Source organism: Streptomyces pyxinae (genome assembly GCF_024756275.1).
Lineage (GTDB): Bacteria > Actinomycetota > Actinomycetes > Streptomycetales > Streptomycetaceae > Streptomyces > Streptomyces pyxinae.
On the sequence record NZ_JANUGQ010000001.1, the window covers coordinates 575,255 to 595,075 of the forward strand.

General features: G+C 73.6%; 14 protein-coding genes and 2 pseudogenes. 5 read left to right on the forward strand and 11 right to left on the reverse strand.

Features of this window, described 5'->3' with window-relative positions; genetic code table 11:
* The first annotated feature begins 27 nt into the window (after positions 1–27).
* Both NX801_RS02400 and NX801_RS02405 read left to right on the forward strand, forming a co-directional pair.
* Positions 28–1,368 (forward strand): amino acid deaminase, encoded by a 1,341-nt coding sequence (locus NX801_RS02400; protein WP_258785030.1) that lies wholly within the window; start codon positions 28–30, stop codon positions 1,366–1,368.
* A 73-nt stretch (positions 1,369–1,441) separates the two neighbouring features.
* Positions 1,442–3,079, forward strand: coding sequence for an N-acyl-D-amino-acid deacylase family protein (locus NX801_RS02405; RefSeq protein WP_258785031.1), 1,638 nt, complete (start codon positions 1,442–1,444; stop codon positions 3,077–3,079).
* Positions 3,080–3,849: 770 nt separating this feature from the next.
* Here NX801_RS02405 and NX801_RS02410 read toward each other — a convergent pair.
* The 5 genes and pseudogenes from NX801_RS02410 to NX801_RS02430 form a co-directional block, all read right to left on the reverse strand.
* Positions 3,850–4,176: pseudogene (locus NX801_RS02410) on the reverse strand (alpha/beta fold hydrolase); the annotation flags it as partial.
* Positions 4,173–4,349 carry a hypothetical protein gene (locus NX801_RS02415; RefSeq protein ID WP_258785032.1) on the reverse strand — a complete coding sequence of 59 codons (177 nt, stop codon included), beginning with the start codon at positions 4,347–4,349 and terminating at the stop codon, positions 4,173–4,175. The pseudogene NX801_RS02410 and the gene NX801_RS02415, both read right to left, overlap by 4 nt.
* 187 nt (positions 4,350–4,536) lie before the next feature.
* Positions 4,537–6,246 carry a WG repeat-containing protein gene (locus NX801_RS02420; protein WP_258785033.1) on the reverse strand — a complete coding sequence of 570 codons (1,710 nt, stop codon included), beginning with the start codon at positions 6,244–6,246 and terminating at the stop codon, positions 4,537–4,539.
* Between the two features lie 310 nt (positions 6,247–6,556).
* Positions 6,557–8,020, reverse strand: a complete 1,464-nt coding sequence (gene mptB, locus NX801_RS02425; RefSeq protein WP_258785034.1) for a polyprenol phosphomannose-dependent alpha 1,6 mannosyltransferase MptB — start codon at positions 8,018–8,020, stop codon at positions 6,557–6,559.
* A 131-nt stretch (positions 8,021–8,151) separates the two neighbouring features.
* Positions 8,152–9,057, reverse strand: coding sequence for an SDR family NAD(P)-dependent oxidoreductase (locus tag NX801_RS02430; protein WP_258785035.1), 906 nt, complete (start codon positions 9,055–9,057; stop codon positions 8,152–8,154).
* 143 nt (positions 9,058–9,200) lie between these two features.
* Here NX801_RS02430 and NX801_RS02435 point away from each other — a divergent pair, with 143 nt between their 5' ends.
* Both NX801_RS02435 and NX801_RS02440 read left to right on the forward strand, forming a co-directional pair.
* Positions 9,201–10,412: a pyridoxal phosphate-dependent aminotransferase gene (locus NX801_RS02435; protein WP_258785036.1), complete on the forward strand. Its 1,212-nt coding sequence runs from the start codon at positions 9,201–9,203 to the stop codon at positions 10,410–10,412.
* Positions 10,413–10,562: 150 nt separating this feature from the next.
* Complete coding sequence (locus NX801_RS02440) at positions 10,563–10,952, forward strand: SCO4983 family protein (RefSeq protein ID WP_258785037.1); 390 nt, start codon at positions 10,563–10,565, stop codon at positions 10,950–10,952.
* Between the two features lie 430 nt (positions 10,953–11,382).
* On the opposite strand, the gene NX801_RS02445 is transcribed toward NX801_RS02440, so the two are convergent.
* The gene (locus NX801_RS02445) at positions 11,383–13,224 is read right to left on the reverse strand and encodes a phosphoenolpyruvate carboxykinase (GTP) (protein WP_258785038.1); all 1,842 of its coding nucleotides are present in this window, start codon (positions 13,222–13,224) and stop codon (positions 11,383–11,385) included.
* A gap of 305 nt (positions 13,225–13,529) precedes the next feature.
* On the opposite strand from NX801_RS02445, the gene trhA reads away from it, so the two are divergent.
* A complete protein-coding gene (gene trhA, locus NX801_RS02450) occupies positions 13,530–14,207 on the forward strand; it encodes a PAQR family membrane homeostasis protein TrhA (RefSeq protein ID WP_258785039.1) in 678 nt (225 codons plus the stop codon).
* Between the two features lie 184 nt (positions 14,208–14,391).
* Here trhA and NX801_RS02455 read toward each other — a convergent pair whose 3' ends face one another.
* The 5 genes and pseudogenes from NX801_RS02455 to casB all read right to left on the reverse strand — a co-directional run bounded on the left by NX801_RS02455 (position 14,392) and on the right by casB (position 19,804).
* Positions 14,392–16,437: a thioredoxin domain-containing protein gene (locus NX801_RS02455; protein WP_258785040.1), complete on the reverse strand. Its 2,046-nt coding sequence runs from the start codon at positions 16,435–16,437 to the stop codon at positions 14,392–14,394.
* A 42-nt stretch (positions 16,438–16,479) separates the two neighbouring features.
* Positions 16,480–17,049 (reverse strand): annotated as a pseudogene (locus tag NX801_RS02460) (type I-E CRISPR-associated protein Cas6/Cse3/CasE); the annotation flags it as partial.
* 132 nt (positions 17,050–17,181) lie between these two features.
* The gene (gene cas5e, locus NX801_RS02465) at positions 17,182–17,937 is read right to left on the reverse strand and encodes a type I-E CRISPR-associated protein Cas5/CasD (RefSeq protein ID WP_258785041.1); all 756 of its coding nucleotides are present in this window, start codon (positions 17,935–17,937) and stop codon (positions 17,182–17,184) included.
* An 11-nt stretch (positions 17,938–17,948) separates the two neighbouring features.
* Entirely contained in the window at positions 17,949–19,145 is a 1,197-nt protein-coding gene (cas7e, locus tag NX801_RS02470; RefSeq protein WP_258785042.1) for a type I-E CRISPR-associated protein Cas7/Cse4/CasC, read from the reverse strand.
* Entirely contained in the window at positions 19,142–19,804 is a 663-nt protein-coding gene (casB, locus tag NX801_RS02475; protein WP_258785043.1) for a type I-E CRISPR-associated protein Cse2/CasB, read from the reverse strand. The genes cas7e and casB overlap by 4 nt, the downstream gene beginning before the upstream one ends.
* Positions 19,805–19,821: the final 17 nt, after the last annotated feature.

The following is a 19,821-nucleotide window of genomic DNA, read 5'->3' on the forward strand; positions in this document are numbered from 1 at the left end:
CGGCGCCACGGCCGGAGAGGGAGCGCGATGGCCACCGACCACGACCAGCCCCATGGGAGCCCCGACGAGGGCACTCGTCCGGACCGCGCGGCGGACGAACGGGTACTCCGGCTGGCGGACGAACGGATCGACCACCGCTTCAAGGGACTGCCGCCGGACGCCGAAGGGCTGACCGTCGGCCGGCTGGCCGCCCAGCGGCGGAACCTCTTCACCGGCGGCTTCACCACCCCCGTGCTCGCCCTCTCCGCCGAGGCCCTCGACCACAATCTGCGGCTGCTGGAGACCTACGCCGACCGCCACGGCCTGGCCTTCGCCCCGCACGGCAAGACCTCGATGGCCCCGGTCCTCTTCGAGCGGCAGCTCGCCCACGGGGCCTGGGGCATCACGGTGGCGGTGCCCCATCAGGCGCGGGTCTGCCGGGCCTTCGGAGTGCGGCGGATCTTCCTCGCCAATGAGCTGGTGGACGAGGCGGCGCTGCGCTGGCTCGCCGCCGAGCTGGCCGCCGACCCGGAGTTCCGGTTCCTCGCCTATGTGGACTCGGTGCGGGGCGTGGAGCTGATGGACCGGGCGCTGACCGCCGCCGGTGCGGACCGGCCGGTGGAGGTGGTGATCGAGCTGGGCACCGGCGAGGGAGCCAGGACCGGTGCCCGCACCGAGGCCGACTGCCTGGCCGTCGCCGGGGCGGTGGCCGGGGCGCGGAGCCTGCGGCTGGCGGGGGTCGCCGGGTACGAGGGCGAGGTGCCGGACGCCACGCCCGAGGCGGTACGCGCCTGGCTGCACCGGCTCACCGAACTCGCCGTCACCCTGGACCGGTCGGGGGCGTTCGGTCCCGAGCTGGACGAGATCGTGGTGAGCGCGGGCGGCAGCGCCTGGTTCGACACGGTGGCCGAGGTCTTCGCCGAGCTGCCGGAACTGTCCCGGCCGGTGCTGAAGCTGCTGCGCTCGGGGGCGTACGTCTCCCACGACGAGGGCCACTACCGCGAGCTGACCCCGTTCAACCGGGTGCCCGGGGAGGGCGCGCTGCGGCCCGCCTTCCGGCTCTGGTCGCAGGTGGTGTCCCGGCCGACCGGGGAGCAGGCGTTCGTCAACGCGGGCAAGCGGGACGCGGCGTACGACCTCCATCTGCCGAGCGCCCAGGTGGTGCGCTCGGCGCGGGACGGGGCGGAGCGCCCGGCGACCGGGATCACCGTGACCAAGCTGTCCGACCAGCACGCCTGGCTCGCCACGGCGGAGGGCGCGGAGCTGGAGGTGGGCGACTGGGTGGGCCTGGGGCTCTCCCATCCCTGCACCTCCTTCGACAAGTGGCAGCTGATCCCGCTGGTGACGGCGGACGGCACGGTCACCGACTTCGTGCGCACCTTCTTCTAGGGCTTCCGGGGCTTCCGGGGCGTGCTTCCCGGGCTTCCGGGGGGCGTGCGCGCCTTCTTCCAGGGGTGAGGCGATGGAACTGGTCCTCTGCGGTGTACGGGTCGTCGACGGCACCGGCGGCCCCTCCTACCGGGCCGATGTGGGCCTGGCCGGGGGGAGGATCGCGGCGATCCGCCGGGCGGGCGAACGCTCCCTGGCCGGCGGGACGACGCTGGACGGCGACGGGCTCGCCCTCTCCCCCGGCTTCATCGACATGCACGCCCACAGCGACCTCGCCCTGCTGCGCGACCCGGCGCACGAGGCCAAGGCGGCCCAGGGCGTGACCCTCGAAGTGCTGGGCCAGGACGGGCTGTCGTACGCCCCGGTGGACGACGCCACCCTGGACCGGGTGCGCGGCGCCGTCGCGGGCTGGAACGGCGGCGGGCCCGGGGACGACTCGGTGGACTTCGACTGGCGGACGGTGGGCGAGTACCTGGACCGGCTGGACCGGGGCTTCGGCGGCCGGGGCATCGCGGTGAACGCCGCCTATCTGGTGCCGCAGGGCACGGTCCGGGCACACGCCGTCGGCTGGGAGGACCGCCCGGCCTCCGCCGCCGAGCTGGACCGGATGCGGCGGCTGGTCGCGGAGGGCCTGGAGCAGGGCGCGGTGGGCCTCTCCTCGGGGCTGACCTACACCCCGGGGATGTACGCGGACGACGCCGAACTCACCGAGCTGTGCCGGGTGGTGGCCCGGTACGGCGGCTACTACTGCCCGCACCACCGCTCGTACGGCGCGGGCGCGCTCCGGGCGTACGAGGAGATGGTGGCCCTCACCCGGGCGGCCGGCTGCGCCCTCCATCTGGCCCACGCCACCCTGAACTTCGGTGTCAACCGGGGCCGGGCGCCCGAGCTGCTGGCGCTGCTGGACGAGGCGCTGGCGGCGGGCGCCGACATCACCCTGGACAGCTATCCGTACACCCCCGGCTGCACCACGCTGGCCGCGCTGCTGCCGGGCTGGGCCGGCGCGGGCGGCCCGGACGCGGTGCTGGCCCGGCTGCGCGACGGGGCCACCGCCGAGCGCGTCCGGGTGGCGCTGGAGGAGACCGGCTCGGACGGCTGCCACGGGGTGCCGGTCGAGTGGGACACCATCGAGATCTCCGGGGTGACCGACCCGGCGCTCGGCTCCCATGTGGGCCGTACGGTGCGGGAGTCGGCGGCGGCACGCGGCGAGAGCCCGTGGACCACCGCCCGCCGGCTGCTGATCGCCGACCGGCTCGGTACGACGATCCTCCAGCATGTGGGCCACGAGGAGAACGTCCGGGCGGTGATGCGGCACCCGGCCCACACCGGCGGCTCCGACGGCATCCTCCAGGGCGCCAAACCGCACCCCCGCGCCCATGGCACCTTCCCGCACTATCTGGGCCGGTACGCCAGGGAGTTGGGCGTACTGACCCTGGAGGGGGCGGTCGCCCGGCTGACCGGCCGCCCGGCCGCCCGGCTGCGGCTGCCGGACCGGGGGCTGGTGCGCGAGGGGTACCGGGCCGATCTGGTGCTCTTCGACCCGGAGACGGTCGCGGCGGGCGCCACCTTCGCGGCCCCGCGCACCCTGCCGGTGGGTATCCCGCACGTCCTGATCGACGGCCGGTTCGTGGTCCGGGACGGCCGCCGCACCGACGTCCTGGCCGGCCGCGCCGTCCGCCGCACCCCCTGGCCGGGCCGGCCCCGCCCCTGACGAGCGGGAACCCGGCCGGCGCCGGGCTTGGACCGGCGGACGCCCCGCTCCTGACCGACCGTACCCCCGGGCCGCCGGGCGCCCCCGTCCCTCGTCCCTCGATAGGCCGGCCCCGACCGGCAGGCCGAGGTGAACGGACGACACTCGGGGGACGGCGGCTCAGAGCGGGCGGTCGGCTCCCGGGTTCGCCGGTTCCGCCGGGTTCGCGAGGCCCACCGGGTCAGCCGGGTTCGCGGGGTCCGCCGGATTCGCGAGGCCCACCGGTCAGCCGGCTCACCGGACCCACTGGCTCCGCCGCATTCGGGGGCCCGGCCGGGTGCTCCACCCCCAGCAGCCGGAGCACCTCGGTGACGACCACCGCCACCCCGCCGCCCGCCATCATGTGGTCGTCGTCCGCCGCGACGGCATGGCGGCCGTGCGGGGACCCGGGCCGCCCGGTGGGCGTGCGCGGCGGTGACCGCCGCCCGGACCCGCTCCCCCATGCCGGGCGAGGTACGACCGGCCGAGACGACCGTGACAGGTGTCTCCCCCAGCTCGGGCGGCGCCGCCTGAAGGGCCCGCAGATCCGGCACCGCCGAGCCCAGTTCGGCCGCCCGGGTACGCATGGCGGCGACCGTGAACCCCCACTCCCGCATATCGGCGGCCGCGTCGGGCGGCAGCGCGGCGAGCAGGCCCCGGCAGGCGAAGGCCAGCAGTCCGAGCCGGGCCGGCCAGGCGCTGACGAGCTGTCCCACCCGCTCCGCCCACCGGGTGGCCGAGGCGAACACCAGCTCGCACGCCTCGTCCGTGGGGTCCACCAGGACCAGCCCGGCGATCCGCCCGGGCCGCGCCCCGGCGGCCAGCCGCACCACCGGCCCGCCCCAGCTGTGCCCGACCAGCAGATACGGGTCCGGCCCGAGCTGGTCCAGCAGATCGCCCAGGTCCTCGGCCAGCCGGGCCGGCGGGCGGGGCGCCGGGGCGGCGGGCGGGGCGCCGGGGCGGCGGCCGAGCCCGCTGCGGTCGTAGGCCACCGCTCGCGCGTACCGGCCCACCGCCGTCTGGAGCGGCGCGGCGCAGGCGAGCGGCGCCGCGAGCCCGCCCTCGAAGACCACGGTCACCCCGGCTCGGCCGTGTCGCCACCGGCGCCGCCGCCACCGACCGGCCCGGCCAGCTCCCGGTAGAACAGCTCCCGGCCGTCCCGCGTCCGAGCCGTCCGCGCGGAGCCCTGGCTGTGCCCGCCGCCCCCGGTGTCGCGACCGGCCCGCCCGTCGCCCCGCTTCTCCGCCACCACGTCGACCTCCCCCGTCTCGCGTTTCCGCGTCTTCGCGTCTTCGTGTCTTCGCGCCGGTACGGCCGCCCCCCCCAGCCGTAAGTAAGGCCCCCTGACTCGCCCTCGCCACAGGGCCCCGGGATCCCCGCGCGTCAGTCCCCCACTCAGCAACCCCCGGCCCGAAAGGCTCCACTCAGCGGTCCTCCGCTCAGCGGTCCTCCGGAAGATCGAGCGCCGCCAGCCAGATCTGGTTCTCGAAGTCACCGTCACCGCACTGCCAGTACCACTGGAGCAGCACCGTCCGGCCGTCCACCCGCCAGGACCAGGACCGGCTGCCGTCTCCGTACCGCAGATACCCCCGGTCCTCCTCCGGCTCGCCGAACCGGGCGGTGAGCGGCGCCACCAGCTCGTCCGTCAGCGCGTGGAAACCCTCGGTGACCCACTCGGACAGGTAGTCGAAGGCGCCCCAGCGCTGCTCGGAGACGTAATAGCTGGCCGGCGTCAGCATCGCCCCGAACCAGCTGTGGTGCTCCAGGTCGTAGGCGTCCGCCTCGGACAGCTCGTACACGTCGTCCTCGCTGTCGAAGATCAGCGAGCGGGGCAGGAAGACCCGGGCCGGTTCGGCGAGCAGCCCGTCCACCAGATCCGCCGGATCGCCGTCCCATGCCTCCGGGCGGTCGGTGTACTCCTCCCGCCCGGGGGCGAGGAACGGCTCCGGCGGCGCGAAGGTGCCCGGCGCCGCCCCGCCCCGCCAGACGACGGCGCCCGAGGCGTCCCGGATGCGGAGCGCGGAGCCGTCAGGCGCGGCCGGCTCCACCCGGCAGATCTCCCGCCCGTCCGGGCCCACCCGGACGACGGAGCCGTCGTGGTCCAGGAAGGGGCAGGTGCCCCGGCCGTTGTCGAAGCCCACCGGCCAGCCCTCCCGGTCGGTGAGCGGCTCCCGGTGGTCCATGGGCAGGCAGGTGCCGTCCGGGCGCAGCACCCCCCAGGGGACGTCCTGGGCCTCGTCGCGGACCAGCGTGGCCCCGCAGGCGTCGAAGTCGTCGGCGTAGGCGTACCCGGGAGTGATCACCGAGGCCCCGGTGGTGTCCGCGAAGCCGTACACCGAGCCGGACCGCACCCGTATCAGCCCGCACCCCACGGCCTCGGAGACGTCGCGGCCGTCGGAGTCGACCATCACCCGCCCCCGCCCGTCGAGCCAGCCCTCGCGGTACCCGCCGGCCGGCGCCTCCAGGAACCACGCCAGCCCGTGGGCGCGGTACGCCGTGAGCCGGTGGAAACGGGGCTTCTCCACCCACGCGCCGGCCCGGTCGATCAGCCCCCACAGCTCGCCCGTCCGCGCCCCGGCGAGGCCGTCCGGACCGAAGGGCCGGACGCCGTCGAAACGGGCCGGCACCACCAGGCGCCCCGACCGGTCCACATAGCCGCACTTCCCGGTGGAGGCCAGCCGGACACCGGCGAGCCCGCAGGCGCTGAACCGGCCCACGGCGGCGTACGGCCCGGAGAGCGCCGGAGCGCCCGAGGGGTCGATCCAGCCGGGCCCGTCCTCGGTGCGTACCACCGCCAGGCCGTGCCTGAATACCGCCGTCTCGGTGAATCGCGCCGATATCACGGGCACCCCGGCCGCGTCGATGTACCCCCAGCGCCCGCCCTGCTGGAACCGTCCACGGCCGTGGTCGTCCAGCGGATGGGCGTACTGCCAGACCGGCGGTGCCACCCACCGCCCGGCCCGGTCCAGATACCCCCACCGCCCCTCGGTGTCGGCGGCGGGCGCGAGGGGACCGGCCGGCCCGTCCCCGGCGAAGGCCCCGACCGCCGTCAGATCCGGCTCCCTGACCAGCCGTCCCACCCCGTCCACCAGGGCGAACCGGATCCCGAACGGCGCGGCGCCCTCGACCGCCACCGGCAGCGGCGGCACGGGAGCGTCGGCCGGGGACGACGGCCCGGCGGGAGACGGGAGAACGGGAGGCCGGGAAGCGGGGGACGGGGCAGAAGGCAGCACGGCACCACTCCTGGAGCAGAGGACGACCCAGGTGTCGTCGTCACAGAATGTAACGGCGACCACTGACAGCGCCGCTCGCCGGCTCCCGCTCCGGCCGCCGCTCCGGCCGCCGGCCTCCGACAGCCCCGGCGACAACCGATGGCCCCGGCGGCCCTGGGGGCACCCCGACAGCCCCGGTGGCCCCGACAGCGCCGCCCGGCCGCGAGCTCCCGGCGCCCCCGGCGGCTCAGGTCCGGGCGTCCGCCCGGTCGGGCACCGGGCGGCGGGGGCCCGGCACCCGGGCACCGTCCGTCGCCGCGCCCTCCCGGCGTACCAGCAGCGCGGCCAGCAGACAGCCGAGCGCGGCCAGGGCGAAGCCGTACGCCGGGGTGTGACCGGACGGCTGGGTCACATAGCCGAGCCCCGCCGACAGCACGGCGAGCAGCCGCCCGCACCGGCCGTCCCAGGCGGTGGCGGCCACCACGGTCAGGCCCCAGAGCAGATACCAGGGCTGGACCATCGGGGAGAGCGCGACCAGCGCCAGCAGGGCCAGCCCCAGACCGTGGACCGGGTCCAGCCGGCCGCGCGCCGACCGCAGCGCCAGCAGGGCGATCACCACCAGGGCCGCCGCCAGGCCCAGCGACTGGACGGCCGACTTCACCGGCTCCGCATCGGTGCCGAGCAGCAGCCGGGCCAGTTGTCCGAGTCCCAGGCCCAGATCGCTGACGGCCGAGAGCGCGGTATGGATGGAGCCGGCCACGCTCTGGGTGCGCAGCCAGCCGAAGCCGGTGCCGGCCAGCAGCGTCGCCGCGCCGGCCACCGCACCCGCCACCAGGCCGGGCCCCAGCAGCCCCAGCGCCACCCGGCGGGCGAGCGGGCGTTCCGGGGCCGCCCGTCCGGCGAGCACCCCGATGAACGGCAGGGCGACCGCCGCCGGGGACTTGACCATCATGGCGAGCCCCACCAGCGCGGCCCCGGCGATCCACCGGCCCCGTCCGGCGAGCACCATTCCGGCCAGGAGCAGCCCGATCATCAGACCGTCGTTGTGGATGCCGCCCACCACATGCGTCAGCAGCAGCGGATTGAGCGCCCCCAGCCAGAGCGCCCCGCCCTCGTCGGTGCCGAGCCGCCGGGCCAGCCGCCGCAACGCCCAGACGATCAGCGCCAGCGCGGCCACCGCGACCAGCCGGAGGCCGAGCACGGCGGGCACGATCGTCCCGCCGGTCAGCCGGGTGACGCCCTCCGCGAGCAGCAGGAAGACCGGCCCGTACGGCGCCGGAGTGTCCGTCCAGTGCCCGCCGACACTCGCCGCGGCGGCCCCGCCGAGACCGTCCGGGTCGAGGACCGAGGGGCCCGCGCCGTACACGTCGTGCCCCTCCAGGACCATCGCGCCCTGGGCGATGTAGCTGTACACATCGGCGCTGTACAGCGGCGGGGCGACCAGCAGCGGGGCCGTCCAGCACACCAGGGTGGTCCGGGCGTGCCGGGCGGCGGCGCCGGTGCGGCCGTACCGCCACCAGGCGACGAGCAGCACGGTGAGCCCGAGGTACGCGAGCCCGGCGGCGGCCACCGTGAGGGCGGTGCCGTGCGGCACCCAGAGGCCCCAGGGGTCCCGGGCGGGCAGTGTCCCGGCGCCCCAGCCGCCCACGGCGACCGCGACGGCCCCCGCCGTACCCATCCGGCGGTACCCACCAGCGCTCCATGCCCACATGACCGGCCAACCTATCCGCCGCCCCCGCGCCCGCCCCAATCCGCACCCCCGGGCTCCGTCCCGTACCCCTACACCACCCCCTTCGCCTCAGCCCGCCCCCGCCCCCCTCTTCACCACCGCCACCACTCCCGTCAGCTCCTGTCCCCACCCTCATCGCCGGCCTCCGTCCGCCAGGACCCGACCGCCGCCGCGAAGCCGCTGTGCACGGCCAGCAGCCCGCCGTCCACCCGGAGCGAGGTGCCGGTGATCCAGGCGGCGTCCCGGGACGCCAGAAAGGCGACCGCCGCCGCCACGTCCTCCGGTTCACCCACCCGGCCGAGCGGATAGACCCGGTCCGCCAGCACGGCCAGCTCCCGTTCGCGCTCCGCCCAGTTCCGGGTGCGGATGGTGCCGGGGTCGACCTGGTTCACCCGTACGCCGCGCGGCGCCCCGTGGCCGGCCAGAGTGCGGGTCAGCGAGGCGAGTCCGGCCTTGGCCGCGCTGTAGGCGTGGCTGCCGAAGTCCTGGAGGCCGTTGACCGAGCCGATGTTGACGATCACGCCCCGCCCCGAGTCGGCCAGGTGGGGCAGGGCGGCGCGGGAGCACCGGAAGGCGCCGCCCAGCGTGGTGTCCAGGTCCCGCTCCCAGGTCTCGTCCGGCTCGTCCTCGAACCGGCGCCGGTCGCGGGTGCACGAGAACGCGTTGTTGACCAGCAGGTCCAGCCGGCCGAAGCCCGCCACGGCGTACGCCACCGCCGCCTCGACCGACGCCCGGTCCCGTACGTCGCAGTGCAGGCCGACCGCGCCGGGGAGGGCGGCGGCGGTCTCGCGGGCGCACGCCTCGTCCAGGTCCGCCAGCAGCACCCGGGCCCCCTCGGCGGTGAGCCGGGCGGCGATGGCGGCGCCGATGCCCCGTGCGCCGCCGGTGACGAGCACGCCGTACCCCGCGAAGCGCCCGCCGGCCGGGGCACCGTCCGGAAAACCCTCCGGAACGCCGTCCGGGAGGTCCGGCAGGGCGGCGGGTACCGGGTCGGGCGGGGGAACGGGAGTCGTCGCCATGCGGCGATCATGTCCCCGGCCGCCCCGTCCGCGCCAGGGTCCGGCAGCCGGACGATGCCGCCCACCGCTCCCCCACCCTCCGCCGGGGCCGGCGTGGCACAAAACACGAGGCGCGCCGGCAGGGGCGGCCGTAAGCTCGCGACATGCAGGTGATCCAGTCGACGAAGCTCGCCAACGTCTGTTACGAAATCCGCGGCCCGGTGCTGGAGGAGGCGATGCGGCTGGAGGCAGCGGGGCATCGCATCCTCAAGCTGAACACCGGCAACCCCGCCGCCTTCGGTTTCGAGTGCCCTCCCGCCATCCTGGAGGATGTCCTGCGGAATGTGGGCGACGCCCACGGCTACGGGGACGCGAAGGGTCTGCTGGCGGGCCGGCGGGCGGTGATGAGCCACTACGAGACCAAGGGCATCCCGCTCTCCGTCGAGGACATCTACCTGGGCAACGGCGTCTCCGAGCTGATCCAGATGTCGATGCAGGCGCTGCTGGACGACGGCGACGAGGTGCTGGTCCCGGCCCCCGACTATCCGCTGTGGACCGCCTCGGTCGCGCTCGCGGGCGGCACCGCGGTGCACTACCGCTGCGACGAGCAGGCCGACTGGATGCCGGACCTGGCGGACATCGAGCGCAAGGTCACCGACCGTACCAAGGCCATCGTCATCATCAACCCGAACAATCCCACGGGTGCGGTGTACGACGACGAGATGCTGCGCGGGCTCACCGAGATCGCCCGACGCCACAATCTGATGGTCTGCTCGGACGAGATCTACGACAAGATCCTGTACGACGGTACGACCCATACGCCGACCGCCGCGATCGCCCCCGACCTGCTGGTGCTCACCTTCAACGGCATGTCGAAGAACTACCGGGTGGCCGGCTACCGCAGCGGCTGGCTGGCGGTCTGCGGCCCCAAGGCGCACGCCTCCTCGTACATCGAGGGGCTCACCATCCTGGCGAACATGCGACTGTGCGCCAATATGCCCGCCCAGCACGCCATCGCCGCCGCCCTGCAGGGCCGGCAGTCCATCGAGGATCTGGTGCGGCCCGGCGGCCGGCTGCTGGAGCAGCGGGACGCCGCGTACGACCTGCTGACGCAGATCCCGGGCGTCTCCTGCGTGAAGCCGAAGGGCGCCCTCTACCTCTTCCCCCGGCTGGACCCGGCGGTCTACAAGATCAAGGACGACCGGCAGATGGTCCTGGACCTGCTGCGGGCGGAGAAGATCATGGTGGTCCACGGCACCGGCTTCAACTGGCACGAGCCGGACCACTTCCGGATCGTCACCCTGCCGAACGCCAAGGACCTCACGGACGCGGTGACCCGGATCGGCACCTTCCTGGACGGCTACAGCCAGCACTGACCCCGCCCCGGGACCCCGGGGCGTCCGGCCCCCGCCCGGCCCATCGTCCCGGAGCCGGCCGCCACCCCGAAACCCAGTTTGGGGATCGACTCAACTTTAGACTGAATCCAATGTAGGATGGCCTCCGGTACGAGAAGGAGGCCGTCCCGCATGTACGAACCGATCCGCACCAAGTCGGTCCACCGGATGGCCGACGACCACGACCGCTACCCCCACCGCTCGCGCGAGGAGGAGCTGGACATCCAGCTCGCCGGCCACCTCGGCGCGCTGCTCGCCGTCACCGACGAGCTGGGCGACGATCCGGCCGCCGAGCGCATCGCCCGGCAGGTGGCCCGGCTGCGCGGCACCCCGCCGGTGCGGCACGCCGGCCTCAGCGGCGCCGGCCCCGCCGCTCTGCACCACCGCGCCCATACGCTGGCCGGCCGCGCCCTGGTGGTCGCCGCCTCCCGCGCCGACACGGCCGCGGCGATCCTGGCCGCCGAGCGCATGGACGCGCACGCCGCCGCACTGGACACGCTCCGTCCGGTCGGCGCCCTCTGATCGGCCCCGGTCCGCGCCCGCGGAGGCGCGCGGACCGGGCGCCAGCCACTCCGGGCCCGCCCGTCCATGGCCCGGGCCCGCCCGCCGCACGTCCCGGGACCGCCCAAGGTCAGGGCAGGCGGAAGGCCCGGCACGGACCGGACCGGACCGGCCGAAGGTCTCGGCACCCGGCACGGTCCCGGACCGGCCGAAGGCCCCGGCGCACCCGGCACGGTCCCGGACAGGCCGAAGGCCCCCGGTGCGGACGACACCGTTGTCGTCCGCACCGGGGGCCTTCCGTGTGCACGCGGCCGGCCGGGATGACGCACAGGTCAGGGCGTGTCGGTCGGCCGGCCGCGAGTCCTCGCGCGGGTACCCGTGAGGCTCCGGGCCGGAGGGGCGCCCTCAAGGCACCCGCCTCCAGGCCCCCGGACCTCCGGGAATCCGGGCGTCAGCCCAGCCGCTCCACCAGCGCCCGGTACTCGTCCCACAGCTCCTTCGGCGTGTGGTCGCCGAAGGTGTTGAGGTGGTCCGGGATGAGGGCGGCCTCCTCGCGCCAGACCTCGGTGTCCACCTTCAGCAGGAAGTCCAGGTCCCGCTCGGGCAGGTCGAGGCCGTCGGTGTCGAGCGCCTCGCGGGTCGGCAGGATGCCGATCGGGGTCTCCACCCCCTCCGCCCTGCCGTCCAGGCGCTCCACGATCCACTTCAGGACCCGGCTGTTCTCACCGAAGCCCGGCCAGACGAACTTCCCCGCGTCGTTCTTGCGGAACCAGTTGACGTAGTAGATCCGGGGCAGCTTCGCCCGGTCCGCGCCCTGGCCGACCTTGATCCAGTGGGCCATGTAGTCGCCCATGTTGTAGCCGCAGAACGGCAGCATGGCGAACGGGTCGCGGCGCAGCTCACCGACCTTGCCCTCGGCGGCGGCGGTCTTCTCGGAGGCGACATTGGCGCCGAGGAAGACGCCGTGCTGCCAGGTGAAGGACTCGGTCACCAGCGGTACGGCCGAGGCACGGCGGCCACCGAAGAGGATGGCCGAGATCGGCACGCCCTTCGGATCCTCCCACTCGGGCGCGATGATCGGGCACTGCGAGGCGGGCACCGTGAAGCGGGCGTTGGGGTGGGCGGCCGGAGTCCCCGACTCCGGAGTCCAGTCGTTGCCCTTCCAGTCGGTGAGGTGCGCCGGGGTCTCCTCGGTCATGCCCTCCCACCAGACGTCGTTGTCGTCGGTGAGCGCGACATTGGTGAAGACCGCGTTGCCCCAGAGGGTCTTCATGGCGTTGGCGTTGGTGTGCTCGCCGGTGCCGGGGGCGACGCCGAAGAAGCCGGCCTCGGGGTTGATCGCGTACAGCCGGCCGTCCTCGCCGAACCGCATCCAGGCGATGTCGTCACCGATGGTCTCGACCGTCCAGCCGGAGACGGTCGGCTCCAGCATGGCGAGGTTGGTCTTGCCGCAGGCCGACGGGAAGGCCGCCGCGACGTACTTCGCCTCGCCCTGCGGCGGGGTGAGCTTGAGGATGAGCATGTGCTCCGCGAGCCAGCCCTCGTCCCGGGCCATCACGGAGGCGATGCGCAGGGCGTAACACTTCTTGCCGAGCAGCGCGTTGCCGCCGTAGCCGGAGCCGTACGACCAGATCTCGCGGGACTCCGGGAAGTGCGAAATGTACTTGGTGGAGTTGCAGGGCCACGGCACATCGGCCTCGCCCTCGGCCAGCGGGGCGCCCAGGGTGTGGACGGCGCGGACGAAGAAGCCGTCGGTGCCGAGCTCGTCCAGGACCGGCTGCCCCATCCGGGTCATGGTGCGCATGGAGACGGCGACGTACGCGGAGTCGGTGATCTCGACACCGATCGCGGAGAGCGGCGAGCCGAGCGGGCCCATGCAGAAGGGGACGACGTACATGGTGCGGCCGCGCATCGCGCCCCGGAAGATGCCCTGTTCACCCGTGAAGATGTCGCGCATCTCGGCGGGGGCCTTCCAGTGGTTGGTCGGGCCGGCGTCCTCCTCCCGCTCGGAGCAGATGAAGGTCCGGTCCTCGACGCGCGCCACGTCGGACGGGTCGGAGGCGGCGTAGTACGAGTGGGGGCGCGAGGTCGGGTCGAGCCTGCGGAACGTGCCCTTGGCGACCAGCTCCTCGCTCAGCCGCTCGTACTCGGCCTCGGAGCCGTCGCACCAGACGACGTCGTCCGGCTGGGTGATCGCCGCGATCTCGTCCACCCAGGCGACGAGTTCCCGGTGGCCGGTGGGGGCGGGGCCAGGGGTGGTGGGGACAGTGGGAGCCGCATTACCGCGCGCCACGATTGCTCCTCCGGTGAGGGTTTTGGTTTGTCTGCCCCGTGGGGGCCGCGACCCGGATGCTTCACTGCTTGTTCCCTCGGCGCTCATCCGGTGCCGACCGCACTCATCTGATCATCATGGTAGGGCGCCCATCTGTCCAGAGGGCCTCTCACGTGAGCATCGCCACTCAAGCCCGGCGAAACACCCGCCGCCCCCGCCCGCGCAACCCTTCACCCGGTCACCCACGTGGCCCCACCGGCCCGCCGCCCTCGCACTCCGCCCGCGCGCGATATCCGTACCTACGAGACCGTAGGTAGCATTCCGGCATGACTGCCGTCGTGTCCGAAGTGACCGAGATAGATCCCCCGCCGGTGAAGCCGAGGCTGCGCGGCTGGTTGCACGCGGGCATGTTCCCCGCGGTGCTGATCGCCGGAATCGTCCTCACCGCGCTGGCCGACTCCGCGCGCGGCCGTCTGGCCTGCGCCATCTATGTCCTGACGGCGTGCCTGCTCTTCGGGGTGAGCGCCCTCTACCACCGGGGCACCTGGGGGCCGCGCGCCACGGCGGTGCTGCGCCGACTGGACCACGCCAACATCTTCCTGATCATCGCCGGTACGTACACCCCGCTCACCCTGCTGCTCCTGCCGGACGCCACCGGCCGGGTGCTGCTGTGGGCGGTCTGGGCGGCGGCGGTCGCGGGGATCGCGTTCCGGGTCTTCTGGGTCGGCGCGCCGCGCTGGCTCTACACCCCCTGCTACATCGCCATGGGGTGGGCGGCGGTCTTCTTCCTGCCCGACTTCATGCGCACCGGCGGCATCGCGGTGCTGGTCCTGGTGATCGTGGGCGGGGTGCTCTACAGCCTGGGCGGCATGGTCTACGGCTTCAAGCGGCCGAACCCGTCACCCAGCTGGTTCGGCTTCCACGAGGTGTTCCACACCCTGACCCTGGCGGCCTTCGTCGTGCACTACGTCGGCATCTCGCTGGTGGCCTACCAGCACTCCTGATCTCTCTCCCCCCGCCGGCCGGTCGCGGTACGCGCGGGGCGCGGCGGCCGCCCAGGCCACCGCGCCCCGCGCGTCCCCTTTCACGGGTACGCGGATTTCACGGGTACCCGGCTCGGCTCACCCGTCGGGCCGGCTCACCCGTCGGGTCGGCTCACCCGTCGATCGGCTCACCCGTCGGGTCGGCTCACGCGTCGGGTCGGCCGCCGGCCAGCCCCCGGGACAGCTCGGCCGGCTCCGTCACGGGTGCCTCGCAGGCGAAGTGGCGGCAGACGTACGCGGCCGGGCGGCCGTCCACCAGCGGCCGGTCCGCGAGCAGCGGGAACTCCTCGCCCCCCGGCTCCCCGAAGGCCACCACCGCCCCCGGCGCGGCACCCAGCAGCGCGGCCCGGTGCAGCTCCCGGGCGGCCGGGTCGTCCGGGGCGCCCACCACGGCCACCTCGCGGGGCCCGTCCAGCAGCGCCTCCGCGACGGCCAGCCCCCAGCCGATGAACCGGGGCGCCCGCGGCCCGAGCGCCTTGACCACCCCGAGCGCCCCCTCGGCGGCGGTGCGGTGCGCCTCCGAGCCGGTGTGCGCGGCGTAGGAGAGCAGCGCCCCGGCGGCGGCGGTCCAGCCGGAGGGGGCCGCGTTGTCGGTGGGGTCCTGGGGGCGGCGGATCAGCGGCTCGGCGTCATGGGCGGTGTCGTACAGCGCCCCGCCCTCGCCGGTGAACCGGTCCAGCACCAGGTCCAGCAGGAATCCGGCGAACTCCAGCCAGGCACCCTCCCCGGTCACCGCGGCGAGCGCCAGGAAGCCCTCGGCCACGTCCCCGTAGTCCTCCAGGACCCCGGCGTTGGCGCCCGCCCGGCCGTCCCGGGAGGTACGGGTGAGCCGGGCGTTGTCGTCCAGGTGGACCCGGACCAGCAGATCGGCCGCCTCGGTGGCGCGCTCGATCAGGTCGGGCCGGCCGAAGCAGGCACCGGCCTCGGCGAGCGCCGCGACGGCCAGACCGTTCCAGGCGGCGACGATCTTGTCGTCCCGGCCGGGGCGGGGCCGCTCCTCCCGGGCGGCGAGCAGCCGGCGGCGGACGGACGCGATCCGCTCGGCGTCCACCGGCCCGGCGCCCTGGGGCAGCTGGAGCACCGAGGCGCCCTCCTCGAAGGTGCCCTCCTCGGTGACACCGAAGTAGTGGGCCGCGTACGCCGCGTCCTCCTCGCCCAGCACCTCCCGCAGCCGGCCGGGCGTCCACACGTAGTACGCGCCCTCCACGTGCCGGCCCGTGCCGTCGTCCGAGTCGGCGTCCAGCGCGGAGGCGAAGCCGCCCTCGGGGGTGCGCAGTTCACGGACCATGAAGTCGGCGGTCTCCAGCGCCACCCGCCGCGCCAGGTCGCTCCCGGTGGCCCGCCACAGATGCGTGTAGACCCGGCAGAGCAGCGCGTTGTCCGACAGCATCTTCTCGAAGTGCGGCACCACCCACTCCCGGTCCACGGAGTACCGGGCGAAGCCGCCACCGAGCTGGTCGTAGATCCCGCCCCGCGCCATCGCCTCGCAGGTGTCGGCGGCCATCTGGAGCGCCCCCTCGGCCCCGGCCCTGGCACCGTGGCGCAGCAGGAACTCGATCACCAGGGTCGGCGGGAACTTGGGCGCCCCGCCGAACCCGCCGTGCCGGGTGTCGTACTCCCGGGTCAGCGCCAGCAGCGCCTGCCCCGCCTCCTGCTCCCCCGGCAGCTCCCCCGCGCCCCCGCCCGCCAGCGACCGCCCGGCCAGCTCGCGCACAATGCTCCCCGCGACCTCCCCGACCTCGTCCCGCCGCTCCGCCCAGGCCCCGGCGACCCCCTGGAGCACCTGCGAGAAGGACGGCATCCCGTGCCGGGGCTCCGGCGGAAAGTACGTACCGAAGTAGAACGGCTCCGCGTCCGGCGTCAGAAAGACCGTCATCGGCCATCCCCCGTGCCCGGTGGCCGCCTGCACCGCCTCCATGTACACGGCGTCCACGTCCGGCCGCTCCTCGCGGTCCACCTTGACCGCCACGAAGTGCTCATTGAGATACGCCGCCGTGGCCTCGTCCTCGAACGACTCGTGCGCCATCACATGACACCAGTGACAACTGCTGTACCCCACACTCAGCAGCACCGGCACCCCCCGCTCCCGCGCCTCCGCAAACGCCTCCGGCGACCAGGGCCACCAGTCGACGGGGTTGTCGGCATGCTGCAACAGATAGGGGGAGGTCTCCCCCACGAGTCGATTCGGCATCCCCCCAACCTATGCCCCCGTCCGCTTCACCCCACCCGCCAGTCAGGAACGGCGTGCCGCGGTCAGGTGGGAGGGGCGTCCGTGGTCGGCGGGCTCACTGGTGGGTTGCCGAATCGGCAGGATGCTCAACAGCCCGCAGCCGTAGGACTTGCCTCTTCCGATTCCCTCCCGCATGGCTCGCCGCAGGGCGGACACGTCGTGGATCTCCGCCTCCCCGTCGAACTGTGCGAGGTGAAATCGGAGGCCCGCGCGTGCGCGGAGTCGGCTGACGAGCGGATGCCGGGGGGTCACGAGCCCGGACTGGAGACGGAGCCCCGCCTTGGCCGCTCGCAACCTCCACCACTCCTCGGCGGCCTCCCCGTGCAGGGCCACCCGCTGCCCGACCCGGCCGCCTCCCGCCGAGGGAACGGCCAACTGTTTCGAAGGATTGGCAGCGATCCGATAGCGCACCCGCATGCCCCCCGCGAGCGTGTCGAGGTACGACTTCAGGTGCAGCACCCCCGTCTCGGCGTATCCCTCGGGCAGGCGTCCGATCTCGGGCTGCACGTGACTCTGCACGAGGACCTGTACCGCGTCTCGCACGGGCTCCGTCCGGTAGAGGGCACCCACGTCGCTGCGGGGGGGTGTCGGAGAGGCGGTCGGGGAAGAGGGACATGACGCGGCGGTGCATCAAGTGGGCGTCATTCAGGTCGTTCAACACGTCCCCTCTGCGCAGATCGGGGGTCAACCGGGTCAGCCAGAGGCTCATACTGTTCCCACCTGTTCGGACATCGAGGTGGCCTCCGGCTGTCGTGGGAGCATCGGAGCGGTCAGAGGGACGTGACCGACACGTACCGCGCGCGTTCCGTGCCGCCGCCGTGCCGAGAATGAGATCGGGTGGTCGTGGCGCAACTCGGCTCCTACGAACACGGGCACGGTGTCGCGCACGGTCCGCAGGTGCAGCGGTGTACCCGCGTCCAGGCGCTCGCGTGCACGGCGCAGCCGCGCTGGACGTGTCTCCAGCCAGGGATGGCCCTCCAGCACGTCGTCCACGTGACCGTCGTGTACCGCACGGCTCTCGTCCGGGTGTACGACGGGAGTACCGGGCGGGAATGCCTTGCGGCCGAGGAACAGGGGCCATCGAGGACGTCTCAGGGCCCGGTACAGGCCACGCACCTCCTCGTCCGCTCCTTCGAGAACCACGAGGAAGAGCGCCCCTGACAGGTAGAACCGCTCGCTGACGACGGTGGCTCCCGCACCGCCTTCGGTGTTGGGTACGTTGGAAACGGTGTGGAAGTCGCGTTCCAGCTCGCCTTCGCGGTCCACCCGAACGCCCATCGACAGTGTGGCGAGTTCCCGAACGCGATCGTCGTCGTCCCTCGCCACGCCGAGGGCCGACGCGAGCAGACCGACGATGCCGGACTTCGTCGGTTCACGGGCCGTGTCCCGGCGGTCGAAGCGGGAGGAGACGCCCCAGGACTGCATGGGAGCGTCGAGGCACAGGATCAGGGTGGACGTCACCGCACCGCTCCTCAAAGACCGGCCGAGCCGATGAGCCCCTCGACGAAGGCATCGATGCCCTTCGCCTCCTGACAACCACGTGGTTGACGGTCGGCGAGCCCTCCGCTCGGATCGAGGGAGCCGTAGTGCACACCGCGCAGCTCCTCGTCCCCATAGAAGTCACGGATCTGATCGAAGTAACCCGCCATGCGCCGGGCGGACGTGTCCATCAGGTCTGCAACGTCGCCGATGGGCGAGAGGAACGCGTTAGCGAGGCTCCACGCCCCGTCCGTGCGTGCGACTCCCAACAGGACGTCGGGGACCGTCGGCGCGGCCATGGAGTTCTGCTTGCCGCGCGGGACGGCGTGGACGAAGGCCCGAAGCCAGGCTCGGACACTGCGGACCAAGAGCGCCTTGTCCTCGGCGGAGAGTTCCTCCGGGGGCACCGATTCCTCACCGAAGAGGTTGCGGAGCAGACGGTCGGTGTCCAGGTTGGCGTAGCGGTAGTGGCAAGCCGCGTTGTAGTCGATGGTGCCCATCATGTCCGCGGCGGGCTCCTCGGCCGGACGCATGTCGTCCATGGCCGTGTAGAAGTCGAACTCGTTGGCCACGGCGTGGGTGGAGATGCTGTGGGCGACCTGGCTGGCGGAGATCACGGAGAAGTCCTGGTTGTCGGCGATCATCCGGCCGAAGAGCGCGATGTCGGCGACCCGGGAGGAGTCGAAGACCTTCCGCGCTTCAATGAGCTCCTTCTGCGTCGGCTTGACCTTGGTCCGTGACGCCTTCTTCGCGTCCGCCTTGCGCTTCTCCTCCTTTTCCAGCGCCTTTTCCAGGATGTCCCAGTGCTTCTCGCAGTAGTCCGCGAGATGCTCCACGGCGGCCGGTCCCACGTACAACAGGTACTCGGACCGCCCCCGGTCCTCGGTCACCCCGAATCCGAACGCCGCCAGCGCCTCTTGGGCCACCAGCTGCGCCCTGCCCACCTCGCACTTGCCGCGCTCAGCGAGGAGAATGCCGGCCCGTTCCGGCAGTTGCTTCGTCCGCCGCCCGATGTCACCCGTTTCCAGGCCGTGTGAGGTGAAGAGCTCACGTGCCGCCCGTTTCAGCGACTGGCTGGAGATCCGGGCCCGGGTGACCCCGCCGAACCGCACTGTCTTCGGCTGTCCGATGTCGTCCCGGTTGAGGTTGCTGACCGGGAAGGACTGGAGCAGGTGGAGCTCAATGATCATTCGTCATCCTGGGTGGTCGAATCAAGGGCCTGGTCGAGCGGGGTGCCAGGGTCGCCGCCCGGCTCGTCGTCCGCCCTCCGGGGCCGGTCGACCGGGTGATGGTGATAGTCGCTGATCCAGCGCAGTCGCACGCGTTGCCGCTCCTTCACCCGGTGATCCGTCTGGTCCGTCGAGAGGAGCACGACGAGATCGTCGAGGAGCCGTCCGTAGTTCAACGGCGTGTGGCTGCCACGCAGGAGTCGCACAGCCTGGCGCACCTGGTGTTCCAGGGCCGCGCCCTCCACGGAAACGAGTTCGGTGAAGCGGCGCTCGACCGAACTCCCCTTCGCCCGTGCGAGAGCCCCGAGGGAACGGGCGAGGGTCGGTGCGTGTGGTCCGCCCAGCGAGCGGGGCAGGGGGTGCAGGGCGAAGAGACCACTCACCAGCAGCCAGACGCCCTGCTCCTCTTCCGGCGGGCCGTACGGGACGACGATCCCGTACGCCTGCGCCTGATGTCGCCCGCCGCTGAAGCCCCGGCGCAGCACGGCGAGCTCCGCACGCCCTCGGGCCACCAGATGCGTGGCGTCCGATTCCCGCGCCGTCGCGAGGGAGTGCAGGTGGGAGACGAACGCGTCACGCCGAGTCCGCCGTTCCTCACGGGCTTCGGTCCGTACCGTCATCGGGCGCTCCTCCTCGC

Bases quoted from the DNA above. Each gene is read 5' to 3' on its own strand.
- trhA (WP_258785039.1), top strand. From the start codon at position 13,530: ATGACTGCCGTCGTGTCCGAAGTGACCGAGATAGATCCCCCGCCGGTG.
- NX801_RS02455 (WP_258785040.1), bottom strand. From the start codon at position 16,437: ATGCCGAATCGACTCGTGGGGGAGACCTCCCCCTATCTGTTGCAGCAT.
- NX801_RS02435 (WP_258785036.1), top strand. From the start codon at position 9,201: ATGCAGGTGATCCAGTCGACGAAGCTCGCCAACGTCTGTTACGAAATC.
- cas7e (WP_258785042.1), bottom strand. From the start codon at position 19,145: ATGATCATTGAGCTCCACCTGCTCCAGTCCTTCCCGGTCAGCAACCTC.
- NX801_RS02405 (WP_258785031.1), top strand. From the start codon at position 1,442: ATGGAACTGGTCCTCTGCGGTGTACGGGTCGTCGACGGCACCGGCGGC.
- NX801_RS02400 (WP_258785030.1), top strand. From the start codon at position 28: ATGGCCACCGACCACGACCAGCCCCATGGGAGCCCCGACGAGGGCACT.
- casB (WP_258785043.1), bottom strand. From the start codon at position 19,804: ATGACGGTACGGACCGAAGCCCGTGAGGAACGGCGGACTCGGCGTGAC.
- NX801_RS02440 (WP_258785037.1), top strand. From the start codon at position 10,563: ATGTACGAACCGATCCGCACCAAGTCGGTCCACCGGATGGCCGACGAC.
- NX801_RS02430 (WP_258785035.1), bottom strand. From the start codon at position 9,057: ATGGCGACGACTCCCGTTCCCCCGCCCGACCCGGTACCCGCCGCCCTG.
- mptB (WP_258785034.1), bottom strand. From the start codon at position 8,020: ATGTGGGCATGGAGCGCTGGTGGGTACCGCCGGATGGGTACGGCGGGG.